Source organism: Psychrobacter sp. CAL346-MNA-CIBAN-0220 (assembly GCF_040309805.1).
Lineage (GTDB): Bacteria > Pseudomonadota > Gammaproteobacteria > Pseudomonadales > Moraxellaceae > Psychrobacter.
On the sequence record NZ_JBEOPF010000004.1, the window covers coordinates 225,705 to 239,160 of the forward strand.

The following is a 13,456-nucleotide window of genomic DNA, read 5'->3' on the forward strand; positions in this document are numbered from 1 at the left end:
ATATGAAAAAAGTGTTTATAGCTGGTCACAAGGGCATGGTTGGATCAGCAATCCTAAGAGAGCTAAGCACACGTAATGATATTCAAGTCATTACATGTGATAGAAGCCAAGTTGACCTAACCAATCAATCACAAGTTCAAGAGTTTTTTGAGTCTCATGAAATTGATGAAGTATATTTAGCAGCAGCAAAAGTAGGAGGTATACAAGCTAATAATAATTATCCTGCTGATTTTATTTATGAAAACTTGATGATTGAAGCAAATATTATTCATTCGGCACATCTGAATGATGTACAAAAACTGCTGTTTTTGGGTTCAAGCTGCATCTATCCTAAGTTTGCTGATCAACCAATGCAAGAAACAGCCTTATTAACAGGCACTTTAGAAGAAACAAATGAGCCTTATGCGATGGCCAAAATTGCAGGGATTAAGCTCTGTGAGAGCTATAATCGACAATATGGACGAGATTATCGCAGCGTTATGCCAACCAATTTATACGGTATGAATGATAATTTTCATCCAGAAAACAGCCATGTTATCCCAGCTTTATTAAGACGCTTTCATGAAGCAAAAATTAACCAATTACCTGAAGTCATTGCATGGGGTACTGGACGAGCGATGCGAGAGTTTTTGTATGTCGGTGATATGGCAGCCGCTAGTATTTTTGTCATGGATTTAGACAAACATATTTATGACAAACATACAGAACCGATGTTAAGCCATATTAACATCGGAACAGGGATTGACTGCACAATTAAAGAGTTAACAGAGACTATTGCTAAAGTCGTAGGGTATACGGGCGATATTGTGTGGGATAGCTCAAAACCTGATGGCACACCTCGTAAACTAATGGATGTTAACCGATTAAAGTCATTAGGCTGGCAATACAATATTGACTTAGAGCATGGTCTCAAGCAAACTTATGATTGGTTTTTAGACAATCAAGAAAGTTTTAGAAAGTAACACAATGTATTTAAATGATGTAGATTTTCAAACCGTTATTCAAGACACGCCTTTAGTATCAATTGATTTAATTATTAAAAATACGCAAGGTCATATTCTATTAGGTAAGCGGAACAATCGTCCAGCGCAAGGATACTGGTTTGTACCGGGTGGACGCATTCGTAAAAATGAAAGTCTTGCTATGGCTTTTAAACGCTTGACCCTTGCTGAATTGGATCAAGCGTTTTCAATAGAGGATACAAGTTTTTTAGGCGTGTTCGAGCACTTTTATGGGGATAGTGTCTTTGGTAACCAGCCATCGACACACTACGTTGCCATGGCTTATGAGTTTAGTATAGATCATACCTTAGAGACGCTCCCTCTAGATCAGCACCATAAATACCAATGGTTCACTATCAAAGACCTACTTCAAGATGCTGATGTGCATGAAAATACAAAAGCATATTTTTAGTATTGATGAATTGTTGCCAATAAATCTAGGATAAATATTATGATTCTACCGATAATTATGGCGGGCGGAACAGGCAGTCGTTTATGGCCGTTATCGCGTGAGCTTTTTCCTAAGCAGTTCCAAAAGCTATACGGTGAGACCACTATGTTGCAAACTACTATTTTGAGACTGCAAGGTCTTGAATGTTTGCCACCTCTCGTCATTTGTAATGAAGAGCATCGCTTTATTGTTGCCGAACAACTGCGTCAGATTGGTCAGTTAGATCATAATATTATCCTTGAGCCTATTGGAAAAAATACAGCACCAGCCATTGCTCTTGCTGCTATCTATGCGACGAAATATCAAGATAATCCTGAACTACTGGTATTGGCAGCTGATCACGTAGTATTGAACGAATCCGCTTTTCGGACAGCAGTCGTACAAGCACAAGCGCATGTACAGCAAGATAAATTAGTAACTTTTGGTATTATTCCTCATGCTCCTGAAACAGGATATGGGTATATCAAGTATAATCCTGAAGCGGGTGAGCAAAATGGATTTGAGGTACAGCAGTTCGTTGAAAAGCCTGATCTAGCTACCGCTCAAGCCTATCTTGATAGTGGTAACTACCTGTGGAATAGCGGGATGTTTGCTTTTAAGGCCCAAAGCTATCTATCTGAATTAGAGCGTCATCGTCCAGATATCTATAATGCCTGTAATGAGGCCATGCGTAATGTAGATATGGACTTAGATTTCGTACGTATTGATAAAAAAAGCTTTTCTGATTGCCCAGCCGAGTCTATCGACTATGCAGTTATGGAAAAAACCACTAAAGCCGTAGTGATTGCAATGGATGCAGGCTGGAGTGATGTTGGCGCGTGGTCGTCCTTATGGGAAGTTTCTGATAAAGACAAAGAAGATAACGTCATAATTGGGGATGTTGTTACCGTTGATAGTCATAATAACTATATATTTGCAGAGACAGGGTTGGTCGCGACCGTTGGTTTGGAGAACATGATTGTGGTTCAAACTAAAGATGCGGTCTTAGTTGCAGCCAAAGATAAGTCTCAAGAGGTCAAACGTATTGTTAACCATCTAAAAGCGGAAAAACGCCAGGAATACAGTGTCCACCGTGAAGTTTATCGTCCATGGGGCAAATATGACTCTATCGACAGTGGCCACCGCTATCAAGTAAAATGTATCACCGTTAAACCAGGTGAAAAACTATCAGTACAAATGCATCATCACCGCGCTGAGCATTGGATCATAGTGTCGGGTACAGCCAAAGTAATTGTCGATGGTACAGAAAGTTTAGTCACTGAAAATCAATCTATTTATGTTCCATTAGGAGCGACTCATTGCTTAGAGAATCCAGGTAAAGTAGATCTTGAGATGATAGAGGTACAAGTCGGTTCATACTTAGGTGAGGATGACATCGTAAGGTTTGAAGATCGATATGGCAGAGCTTAACTAATTTTAACCAGTAATAATGCAAGATAACAATTAGGTTTCTAATGAATATTACCATCGTGGGTACAGGTTACGTCGGTCTATCTAATGCTGTGTTACTAGCACAACAGCACAAGGTTACTGCCTTAGATATTGACGAACAGAAGATTAATAAAATTAATAAGCGTCAGTCGCCGATTGATGATAAAGAGATCGAGAACTTTTTAGCGCGTAAAGAGTTGGACTTGCTTGCCACTACCGATAAGCTGCAAGCTTATACGGATGCTGACTACATATTAATCGCCACACCGACCAATTATGATACAGACACTAATTCCTTTGATACCAGTAGTGTAGAGGCAGTAATTAACGATATACTGGCAATCAATACCAACGCACTTATCATCATCAAGTCTACTATTCCAGTTGGTTTCACCAAAAAAACCAAGAAGAAACTGGGTATCGATAACTTGATGTTTGCTCCTGAGTTTTTGCGGGAAGGTAAAGCCTTATACGATAACTTGTATCCATCACGTATTATCGTTGGTGAGCAGTCTGAGCGTGCCTCAAGATTTGCGCAGATAGTTGCAGACTGTGCGGTTAAAGAAAATATTGAAATTTTATTAACCAATAGTGCTGAAGCTGAAGCGATTAAATTATTTGCCAATACCTACCTTGCCTTACGAGTTGCCTACTTTAATGAACTTGATACCTATGCAGTCGTGCATGGCCTCGATACCGAGCAAATTGTTAAAGGGGTTTGCCTAGATCCACGAGTAGGGGATTTTTATAACAATCCATCCTTTGGCTATGGTGGCTACTGCTTACCTAAAGACACGCAACAGTTATTGGCTAATTATGAGAATGTCCCACAGAATCTAATACAGGCTGTGGTCTCATCAAATAATACTCGTAAAGAATTTATCGCTAATGATATAGTATCAAGCAACCCTAAAGTCGTCGGTATCTATCGTTTAATAATGAAAGCTGGTTCTGATAATTTTCGGGCTTCCGCTATACAAGGTATTATCAAGCACTTAAAGGAATTAGGTACGACTATCATTATTTATGAACCAAAATTCACTGAGAGTAGCTTTTTAGACTGTGACATGATCAATGATTTAGATGTATTTAAAGCTAAGGCCGATATTATAGTGGCGAATCGACTCTCAGAGGAGCTAGAAGATAGCTTAGATAAGATATATACCAGGGACTTATCTGGTTCAGACTACTAATCAGGGTTTTATTTGAAATACTTCTCTTATGTTAAACACAAGCAGTTTACTCATGCTCTAGCTGCTCTGTCGCCTAGATCGCGCTATGCTACTGCCAAGCTTCGTTGGTATGCTGCGCGTTTAGGCCTATATCATACCGTCTTGCAGTACACTCCCTGGACACCAGTGAAGACTCGGCGTCATCAGGTAGTAACTGCTATCGCTAGTATTAAACGTCAGACCTTAACTGATGAGTCAGCTAAATCTTGTATTAGGCCTATTTTATATAATAAGAAATATCGTCAATTTCATAATGAATTTATCAAAGATATCATTTCGTACTATCCTCAAGAAGTGCTCAAATTTTTGGAAGTGAATTCAGAGTATTTAGCTAATTCTTATTATCAAGGGCTATACTTTGCGCTTCTTCATGAATATTGTCATTCTTCCTTTGATCTTGATAGTCGTCTAGACAACTTCTTAGTAGACAGGTCAGAGAGTGACTATGCGGATAAAAAGTGTTTGTATAATAATATAACGCTTAATCATACCCTCTCTAAGCTCACCAATTTAAATCAGATATTTAGTCATCATCAGCTTGCTAATATCGATCTAATAAATGATCAGTATTCCTTTACAGTGACGAACTTAAAAGCAGCGGCCACGTTAATCCAACAGCAAAAAAATAAACAAAAATATGAATCTGTTGCTCAGCAGCAAAAAGTGACCGTTGTGGTCACCGCTTATAATGCTAATGCGACCATTGATAGCTGTATTAATAGCTTATTGCAGCAAACCTGGTCAAACTTAGAAGTTATAGTTATTGATGATGCCAGTACTGACGATACGCTTACGCATTTACAGCATTTGAGCAAACGACATGCAGCCCTAAAAATCATCGCGCTACCCCAAAATGTCGGAACATTTGCCGCAAAAAGCATCGGGGCACAATATGCGACGGGTGAGTTTTTAACCTGCCAAGATTCCGATGATTGGGCGCACCCACAAAAAATAGCTGAGCAAGTACAGCCATTGATCGATAACCCTAACCTTATTGCGACCACATCATATTGGCTCAGATTGGATCATAAAGGGCAGTACTATGTCCGGCAAATCTATCCCTTTATGCGTCAAAACCCAGCATCGCCGATGTTTCGTTTGCAAGCGGTCAACCAACGAATGGGCTTATGGCATATTGTCCGCACTGGAGCCGATAGTGAGTTTTATGAGCGCTTGAAATTAATATACGGTAACGAGAGAATTGGCGTCATTAAAAAACCATTAACTATCGCTAGCCATCGTCCTAACTCTTTAATGACCTCAGAAGAATTTGGTATATATAATCATACGGCTGCTTTAGCCCGTTTGGATTATTGGGAAGCATGGCGACTGTGGCATATAGATATGCTCTATAAAAAGAATTGTCCGTTCATGCCGACAGTGCAGCAGCAAGCAGATGCCACTCAAGCAGTATTTATAGGTATACCGGATAGTATCAAAGTGAATAAACTGAACTTACAGCAAAGTGTAGTGACACCTAAAGTATTGAATATATAGTTTATTCAATTTAAAAACGATACAGTGCTACTGATATGAATTTTTTGCAGCCTCTGTCACGCTTGCGAACAGCACGCAAGAGAAATTTATACCAGTGGCACGTTGCTATACATGACTCTCTTTTATTGTGAACTGATTATAGTCTAAAATAAGGTTTAAATAATTACTCGTATTAAGAATTAATAATTTATTTTTGATACAAAGTTGATAGGACATTTTTTAATGAAGAACATTACCCACGCCGTTATCCCTGTGGCTGGCTTTGGTACACGCATGTTGCCCTTGTCCAAGTCCGTACCCAAGGAGCTATTGCCACTCGGTAATCGTCCTGCGATTCATTATGTGGTCGAAGAAGCGATTGCTGCCGGTATCAAGCATATTGTACTGGTCGGCCATGCGCAAAAGAGCGCCATCGAAAACTACTTTGATACCAATGCTGAGCTTGATAATCAGCTGCGTAACAAAGGCAAAGATCAGCTGGCGGATAGCCTAAATTGGCTGCCCGAGGATGTGACAGTATCGATGATACGTCAGGGTAAGCCGCTCGGTCTTGGCCATGCGGTACTGGCAGCGCGGCCCATTATCGGCGAGCATGATTTTGTAGTTATGCTGCCTGATGTGGTACTCGATCCCTTTACCACTGATATGCATAACGATAATTTAGCCTTTATGATAACTGCCTTTGCTAAGGATGGTCATTCACAGATATTGGTCGATAAAGTCGCTGATCAGGATGTGCATAAGTATGGTATTGCTAAGCTTAGCGCTGTTGATAATGATGTTAATAATACCAGTGATGTTAATGCTAATGACAATACAGATATTAATGACAATACCGATGCTAACGCTAGCTTTGCAGTTGCAGGCTTTGTGGAAAAGCCTAGTTTAGCAGAGGCACCTTCACGGCTAGCCGTGGTCGGCCGCTATGTCTTTGACAATCGAATCTTTGATTATTTAGCCAATACTACCGCCTCGGTCGGTGGTGAGATTCAGCTGACCGATGCGATCGACGCCTTGATTAGTGAGTATGGGGTCAATGTGACCACCATGCGTGGTGATAGTTATGACGCTGGTGATATGCACTCTTATATGCAAGCCTTTATTTATTTCGCTCAAAAACAATTAGCCGATGATGAATAACCCATGAATAATACCCTGCACCATAAAGCATCCAATAACACCGCTAATAGCGCCCGCCGCTCTGAGTATTGGCCGCAGTTACAGCAGCTTGCCGAGCAAAAGTGGTCATTGGCGACCTTGTTTGCTGAGGATAAGGCGCGCACCACACGCTTTAGTGCGCAAGCTGGCGCGATTTATATGGACTATAGTAAGCAATGTGTTGATGAGACTGTGCTTGCTGGTTTATTGAATCTAGCGGACAGCTGTGATTTGCAGGGGCGTATTGAGGCGTTATTACAAGGTGCTATGGTCAATACCAGCGAGCAGCGAGCGGCGTTACATACTGCACTACGTCTGCCCGCAACTGCTGAGCTAAACGTTGCTGATCAGGATGTGGTTGCCGATGTGCATAACAGTCTGGCCCAAGTAGAGCGCTTATCACAGCGTATCCGGAGTGGCACTTGGCGTGGGTTCTCGGGTAAGGCGATTACTGATGTGGTCAATATTGGGGTCGGTGGTTCTGATTTGGGGCCACTGATGGCTGCTACTGCCCTTGATGAGTGGGCAGATACCGATATTGTGGTGCATTTTGTCTCTAATATGGATGGCTCGCAGCTTGATAATCTACTTAAGCGCTTAAATGCGGAAACCACATTATTTATTATCTCTTCTAAATCCTTTGGTACCGTTGATACCCTGTCTAATGCCAAGACCGCCTTATCCTGGTTACTGGCTACTGCTACCCTGCGGGCGGGTACTCAAGATAGCGTATTACGCCGTCACTTTATCGGTATCTCAGCCAATAGTGACAAGATGAGCGCTTGGGGTATTCATCCTGAGCACCAACTGCAGCTTTGGGAATGGGTCGGTGGACGTTTTTCCTTATGGTCAGCGATTGGGCTGGCGCTAGCGATTCGTATTGGCATGCCTCAGTTTAAGGCGTTATTAGCGGGCGCGCACAGTATGGACGAGCATTTTGCTAATGCTGATTTTGCCGATAATCTACCGGTGCTGCTCGGACTACTTGCTGTTTGGAACAGTACCTTTTTACAGATCCATGCCCATACCGTACTGCCTTATGATGGGCGTTTAAGCTACCTGCCCAGCTATTTAACCCAGCTAGAAATGGAAAGCAATGGCAAGTCGGTCACGCATAGTGGCGAACATATCGACTATGATACTTGTCCTATCCTTTGGGGTGAGATCGGCTCTAATGCCCAGCATGCCTTTTATCAGCTGCTGCATCAAGGTACTCAGCACGTCTCTTGTGACTTTATTGCTTGTGTCCGTCATTATAGTGATGAAGCGCAGAATGCCTCGCTGCAACATCAGCATGAGTTATCACTAGCGAATTGTTTAGCACAAAGTAGAGTATTGGCTTTTGGTAATGACACGCTTGCCGCTGTGACTATTGCTTGTGATGCGGACAAATATAAGCATTATCGTGGCAATCAACCTTCGACCACCCTACTTATTGACGAGCTGACCCCCCATAGCTTGGGCGCGCTGGTTGCGTTATATGAGCATAAAGTCTATGTAATGGCCAGTATTTGGGATATCAATCCGTTTGATCAATGGGGCGTTGAAATGGGTAAGGAGATGGCAGAAACTGTCTATCAGGCGTTGCAACAAGACAGTAACAGTCAATTTGATACCTCCACCGAACAGTTGCTACAGCATATTAGACGGCTGTCGTAACTCGCCTAAATAACCCATTTAACCTATAAAGGTAGCAGCATGTCCTCCAATGCTAAGCAACATCTCAAAAATTCTGAAGTCTGTATCCTTATTGGCCATGGTATTGAAGCCATTACCAGTGCCGTAGTGCTGGCAAGTCTAGGACAGACCGTCCATTTATATGCCGATAGCACAATATTGGAGCAACAGCTACAGCAGTGTGGCTTTGAACATCATTTGCAAGCGCTATGGCAGCTGTATGTCCAGCAGCAACAGATTATCAGTAAACCGTTACCAGAGAGTGCTGACAAGCTTATCGAGAACTATGAGCCCTCAGAGCACGGCAGCAGCACCCCGGTGGCGCTTTATTGGTTGTTTTTAGATAGTATTAAGTCAGTATGGACAAATGATAGCTGGCTGACCGCTTTTAATCATAGCCGTCAGCAAGCGCAGCCTATTATCCTGAGTGGTATCGAGCAGTTAGGACAAGTTGCCGCGCTTGCGGCGCGATTGCAACGAGCATGGGTTTATTATGTGCCGTTTGTATTTTTGCAAGATGGAGAAGCTTATAGCTCAATGCTGACCCCATCGTTGTGGTTACTGGGTGAAAAAACCCCTGATAGTAGTCAATATTTAACTGCCGTACAGCCTTTAATGCAACATGCGCGCGCCTCTCATCATGCCGATATCGCCACCATAGAGTTTGCCCGCAGCAGTATTATGGCGATGCTAGCAACACGAGTTAGCTTTATGAATGAGATGTCGCGGCTTGCTGATAGTCAGCAAGTAGACATTCAGCAAGTCAGCCGTATCATGGGCTTAGATGCACGCGTTGGTAGCAGTTATCTACAAGCAGGGTGGGGCTTTGGCGGTAATACGCTACCTATTGAGCTTGATAAACTACAACAATCAAGCCAAGACAATAGCGTTGCCATGCCATTGTTGCAGTCAGTGATGCATATTAATAAAGATCAAAAAGAGCTGATATTCCGTAAGTTTTGGCAATATTTTGATGGCTTTATCGATCATAAAACCGTAATGATTTGGGGTAGTACCTATAAAGTAGGCTCAGGACGTACGGCAGGCTCTGCTATTCATCCGCTCCTAGAGTTGCTGTGGTCTTATAATATTAGTACTCTGGTTTATAGCCCTAAGGCCCAGGTAGAGCTAAATATTCTATATGACCAACAGCGTTTATTTCAATTGGTTACTGACCCTTATGCGCAGCTTGTTGATACCCAAGCGTTATTTATCATGAGCTGGCCGTTAGAGGGTAGTTTAGAGATCAGTCGAGTTAATAATACTGCTCAACCTATATTCGATGCCCAAAATGCGCTAACCCGGCCACAAATTGATGCCTTGGTAGGGGATTATATGGGCATTGGTCGCGCTAAATAGCACAGTTACTTTGCTTTAAACTTTGTCAGTCATGTGAGTTTATAGAATAAAACAATAATGCTTAAAACGTTAAAAAGCGCCTGTTAATGTAGCGATTAACAGGCGCTTTTTTTATCAAGTATTTGAAAGTAGATCTTTATTTGATGCAGATATTTATAGTTGATTTAAGATATAGTCGGTTTAATTTAGAATGGATACCGTGTGGCTGGGAGAGATTTTTGCAGCATCGAAAAGTGGCGTAGCCGCACCGCAAGCCAGCAAATTTTTACCAGCCGCACGTGACTATATAGCGTCTCTATTATAGCGTCTCTATTTTATTTGGTATTGACTATAGCTAAGCGGGTACGGCGCCTTGCTCTGCTAACCACTGCTGAAGCGCTTGCACTTTAGTGATCAATAATTGCTCGTCACCGCGCGTTTCGATATTCAAGCGGATTAAGGGCTCAGTATTGGACGCGCGCAGATTAAAACGCCAGTCACCAAAATCAAGACTCAGCCCATCTAACGTTGATTTAGTAGGGTTTTGAGCACTGAAATTTTCTTCAATAGTGGTAATAATAGTTGGTGCATCCTGCGTGGTCAGATGGAAATTCAATTCACCTGAACTGGGGTAATCAGTGATATAACCGGTGACCAACTCTGATAGGGTTTTGCCGGTAATCGATAACAGCTCAATAGTCAACAGCCAAGGAATCATGCCGCTATCACAGTAGCAGAAGTCGCGGAAGTAATGATGGGCGGACATCTCACCGCCATAAACCGCTCCTGACTCACGCATGACTTGTTTGATAAAAGAATGCCCTGATTTACTGATGACCGCTTTACCTTGGTGCGTATCAATAACGGCTTCAGTATTATAAATCACTCGTGGATCATAAACGATGGACTCGCCCGGATATTTATTCAAAAAAGCTTGGGCGAGCATACCGACTACATAGCTACCGTCAATAAATGCACCATTTTCATCGAATAAAAAGCAGCGATCAAAATCACCATCAAAGGCAATACCAAGATCTGCTTTATGGTTGATTACCGCTTGTTGGGTAGCTTCTCTATTGGCCAAAATCATTGGATTAGGAATACCATTCGGAAAGCTACCATCGGGCGTGTGATGCAGCTTTATTACTTCAATCGGTGCGCCTGCTTGCGCCAATTTATCGACTAGTAAATCAACCACCGGTCCTGCGCTACCATTGCCTGAATTAATGACCAGCTTTAATGGTTTTAATTTATCGGTATCTATAAAGCTCATGACATGGTCTATATAAGCGTTTTTAGCGGTCAATAACTGCAACTTGCCTGGTTTATGGCTAGTAGCAAATTGACCAGATTCTGCCAGCTGCTGAATCTCTGCTAGACCATCATCGGCGCTGATCGGTTTTGAATGTTCTTTGACTAATTTTAGGCCGTTATAATTAATAGGATTATGACTGGCAGTGACTTCAATCCCGCCCAGCGCCTGATAATGACTGGTGGCAAAATATACCTCTTCGGTGCCGGTCATGCCTAAATCTATCACATCGACACCAGCATCAATCATACCTGCAATGGTTGCTTGCTTTAACTGTTCACTGGAATGGCGGATGTCACTACCAATCACGATAGCGGGCTGTAGGTTTGCCATGTCATCACCATTATTATCAGAAGATGCCGCATAACGTTGATATAAAATCTGACCAAAAGCCCGACCGATACGATAAGCAATAGGGTCATCAAGATTGACCCCCAGCTCGCCACGAATATCATAAGCCTTGAAAGAGCCGATGCTTATGGGTTTAAAATTGCTATCAGCAGGAGTGTAGCTAGAAGTAGCGGCGTTATCGGTGGTGGACATGATAGTGAAGTTCCTTGCGGTTGAGTAGATTGATTATGGAATGAGCAGCAAAAAAACGAGTTAATAACTATTAAATGATACACTAACTCATAAATGAATAGGGTAGAAGCGTGTTGCTATCGTTGAGCCACTTTAAAGCGAATACAGTATAGCTGGGAGAAATTTCCGAAGCCTCTAGAGTGGCGTAGTCGCACAGCAAGCCAGAAAAATTTTTACCAGTGGCACATGACTATGAGCGTATCTATTTTATTTGGTATTGACTATAAGCAAAAATCTAAGAGTAACCATTATGAACGATCCTAAGACTATGAACGACCCCAAACCTATAAACAATCAAGAAGATAATAATTTACCCTCTATAAATAGTGAGAAAAATAAGATTACAGCGCCCAATCCGGTGCAAGGAACACCAATAGCGAGCGGTAATCTAACTGACTTACTAGCGCTTATGGCGCGTCTGCGCGCAGACTGCCCCTGGGACCAAAAACAAAGCAATCATAGTCTAATTCCCTATGCCATCGAAGAAGCCTATGAATTGGGCGAGGCGGTACAGACCGATGATGACGAAGATATCAAAGGTGAGCTTGGTGATGTGTTACTACAAGTCATTTTTCACTGTCAGCTTTATGCCGAGCAAGGACGTTTTGATATTGGCGATGTCATTACCACCTTACAACAAAAGCTGATTCGTCGCCATCCGCATGTATTTGAAGCCGAAAACCTCAAAGATGAGGCGGCTGTTAAAGTCCGTTGGGATGAGATTAAAACTGAAGAGCAAGCAGAACGCACTGAACGTGGTAAGCCGCGCCGTCGTTTAGAGGCTTGCAGGCCCGGTAGTGCTCTCATGCAAGCGCAAGAGGTACAAAAGCAAGCATCAAAGTTAGGCTTTGATTGGGAAGAGATAAGTGGTGCGCTCGACAAACTTGATGAAGAAGTAAGCGAGTTAAAAGCTGAGCTTATAGATAAGTCAAAAGTTGAGATAAAAGCTAATATACGCGATATTGAAAAAGAGCTGGGTGATTGTATGTTTGCTTTGGTCAATGTCGCCCGTAAATTAAACCTCGATGCCGAAGCGGCTACCCTGACTTGTGTACATAAGTTTAAATCACGCTTTGGTTATATCGAAGCGCAACTAGAAGCGGTTGGTAAGCGTTTAGAAGACAGTAATGTAACCGAGATGGACGCGCTTTGGGAGGCAGCAAAACAGCATGAGCGCTCGCATCAACCATCAGCTCAATAGTACTGATATCAGGATAGGTGCTATAGCATCCAATAACCCCACTAGGGCTCATAATGATAGAGTGCCAGTAATCACTTCGCTCGCCAGCGCTGGTTTTTGTTTAATATTTATCTTTAGTGTTATGCTCAACAATGCCAATGCGGCCCCCTGTTTTGACGATGCTCAAAGTGCTTATCACTATTTATTACAGCAAGAAAAAGTAGAGACCCAAGCACGCGAGCAATTCGGTATCAATATTAATCGTGCCACCGAAAGCGAGCTGGTGTCGCTATATGGTATTGGCAGCAGTAAAGCGCAGGCGATTGTTTTATATCGGGAGATGTTTGGCGGTTTTAAAACCGTAGATGAGTTACAGAAAGTAAAAGGTATCGGCCCCAAAACCATCGAGAACAATCGATCGCGTTTGCAACTGCGCTATTAGCTGGTTTTATTTACTATTACGCTGGACTGTTTTTTTGAATTAACGCTACCTGTCGCTTTGAATAACGCCACTATTGACAAAATAGCGTGTAAGTTAATGTCATAACACACCCAGCAAGCATAAAATTTGTTAAACTAGCGGATACATCCGCCTGA

11 protein-coding genes are annotated in these 13,456 nt (G+C 42.3%); 10 read left to right on the forward strand and 1 reads right to left on the reverse strand.

Annotated features, from left to right (window positions below; translation table 11 throughout):
* Positions 1 to 2: 2 nt before the first annotated feature.
* The 8 genes from AAEY88_RS09880 (at position 3) to AAEY88_RS09915 (ending at position 9,806) form a co-directional block, all read left to right on the forward strand.
* Positions 3 to 962, forward strand: a complete 960-nt coding sequence (locus tag AAEY88_RS09880) for a GDP-L-fucose synthase (protein WP_350561918.1) — start codon at positions 3 to 5, stop codon at positions 960 to 962.
* Positions 963 to 966: 4 nt separating this feature from the next.
* Positions 967 to 1,413: a GDP-mannose mannosyl hydrolase gene (locus AAEY88_RS09885; RefSeq protein WP_350561920.1), complete on the forward strand. Its 447-nt coding sequence runs from the start codon at positions 967 to 969 to the stop codon at positions 1,411 to 1,413.
* A 30-nt stretch (positions 1,414 to 1,443) separates the two neighbouring features.
* A complete protein-coding gene (locus AAEY88_RS09890; RefSeq protein ID WP_350562075.1) occupies positions 1,444 to 2,862 on the forward strand; it encodes a mannose-1-phosphate guanylyltransferase/mannose-6-phosphate isomerase in 1,419 nt (472 codons plus the stop codon).
* A 44-nt stretch (positions 2,863 to 2,906) separates the two neighbouring features.
* Positions 2,907 to 4,076 (forward strand): nucleotide sugar dehydrogenase, encoded by a 1,170-nt coding sequence (locus AAEY88_RS09895; RefSeq protein WP_350561922.1) that lies wholly within the window; start codon positions 2,907 to 2,909, stop codon positions 4,074 to 4,076.
* 12 nt (positions 4,077 to 4,088) lie between these two features.
* Entirely contained in the window at positions 4,089 to 5,612 is a 1,524-nt protein-coding gene (locus AAEY88_RS09900; protein ID WP_350561924.1) for a glycosyltransferase family 2 protein, read from the forward strand.
* Positions 5,613 to 5,834: 222 nt separating this feature from the next.
* Positions 5,835 to 6,752: a UTP--glucose-1-phosphate uridylyltransferase gene (locus AAEY88_RS09905; protein ID WP_350561926.1), complete on the forward strand. Its 918-nt coding sequence runs from the start codon at positions 5,835 to 5,837 to the stop codon at positions 6,750 to 6,752.
* A 3-nt stretch (positions 6,753 to 6,755) separates the two neighbouring features.
* Positions 6,756 to 8,429, forward strand: coding sequence for a glucose-6-phosphate isomerase (gene pgi, locus AAEY88_RS09910; protein ID WP_350561928.1), 1,674 nt, complete (start codon positions 6,756 to 6,758; stop codon positions 8,427 to 8,429).
* Positions 8,430 to 8,468: 39 nt separating this feature from the next.
* A complete protein-coding gene (locus AAEY88_RS09915; protein WP_350561930.1) occupies positions 8,469 to 9,806 on the forward strand; it encodes a UDP-glucose/GDP-mannose dehydrogenase family protein in 1,338 nt (445 codons plus the stop codon).
* A gap of 334 nt (positions 9,807 to 10,140) precedes the next feature.
* Here AAEY88_RS09915 and AAEY88_RS09920 read toward each other — a convergent pair whose 3' ends face one another.
* Positions 10,141 to 11,640 (reverse strand): phosphomannomutase CpsG, encoded by a 1,500-nt coding sequence (locus AAEY88_RS09920; protein ID WP_350561932.1) that lies wholly within the window; start codon positions 11,638 to 11,640, stop codon positions 10,141 to 10,143.
* 358 nt (positions 11,641 to 11,998) lie between these two features.
* Between AAEY88_RS09920 and mazG the strand changes: the two genes are divergently transcribed.
* Both mazG and AAEY88_RS09930 read left to right on the forward strand, forming a co-directional pair.
* Positions 11,999 to 12,880 carry a nucleoside triphosphate pyrophosphohydrolase gene (mazG, locus tag AAEY88_RS09925; protein WP_350562077.1) on the forward strand — a complete coding sequence of 294 codons (882 nt, stop codon included), beginning with the start codon at positions 11,999 to 12,001 and terminating at the stop codon, positions 12,878 to 12,880.
* Positions 12,849 to 13,301, forward strand: coding sequence for a helix-hairpin-helix domain-containing protein (locus tag AAEY88_RS09930; RefSeq protein ID WP_350561934.1), 453 nt, complete (start codon positions 12,849 to 12,851; stop codon positions 13,299 to 13,301). The genes mazG and AAEY88_RS09930 overlap by 32 nt, the downstream gene beginning before the upstream one ends.
* Positions 13,302 to 13,456 lie beyond the last annotated feature (155 nt).

Coding starts and splice junctions, on each gene's coding strand:
- AAEY88_RS09880 (WP_350561918.1), top strand. CDS start 3: ATGAAAAAAGTGTTTATAGCTGGTCACAAGGGCATGGTTGGATCAGCA.
- AAEY88_RS09885 (WP_350561920.1), top strand. CDS start 967: ATGTATTTAAATGATGTAGATTTTCAAACCGTTATTCAAGACACGCCT.
- AAEY88_RS09895 (WP_350561922.1), top strand. CDS start 2,907: ATGAATATTACCATCGTGGGTACAGGTTACGTCGGTCTATCTAATGCT.
- AAEY88_RS09905 (WP_350561926.1), top strand. CDS start 5,835: ATGAAGAACATTACCCACGCCGTTATCCCTGTGGCTGGCTTTGGTACA.
- pgi (WP_350561928.1), top strand. CDS start 6,756: ATGAATAATACCCTGCACCATAAAGCATCCAATAACACCGCTAATAGC.
- AAEY88_RS09915 (WP_350561930.1), top strand. CDS start 8,469: ATGTCCTCCAATGCTAAGCAACATCTCAAAAATTCTGAAGTCTGTATC.
- AAEY88_RS09920 (WP_350561932.1), bottom strand. CDS start 11,640: ATGTCCACCACCGATAACGCCGCTACTTCTAGCTACACTCCTGCTGAT.
- AAEY88_RS09930 (WP_350561934.1), top strand. CDS start 12,849: ATGAGCGCTCGCATCAACCATCAGCTCAATAGTACTGATATCAGGATA.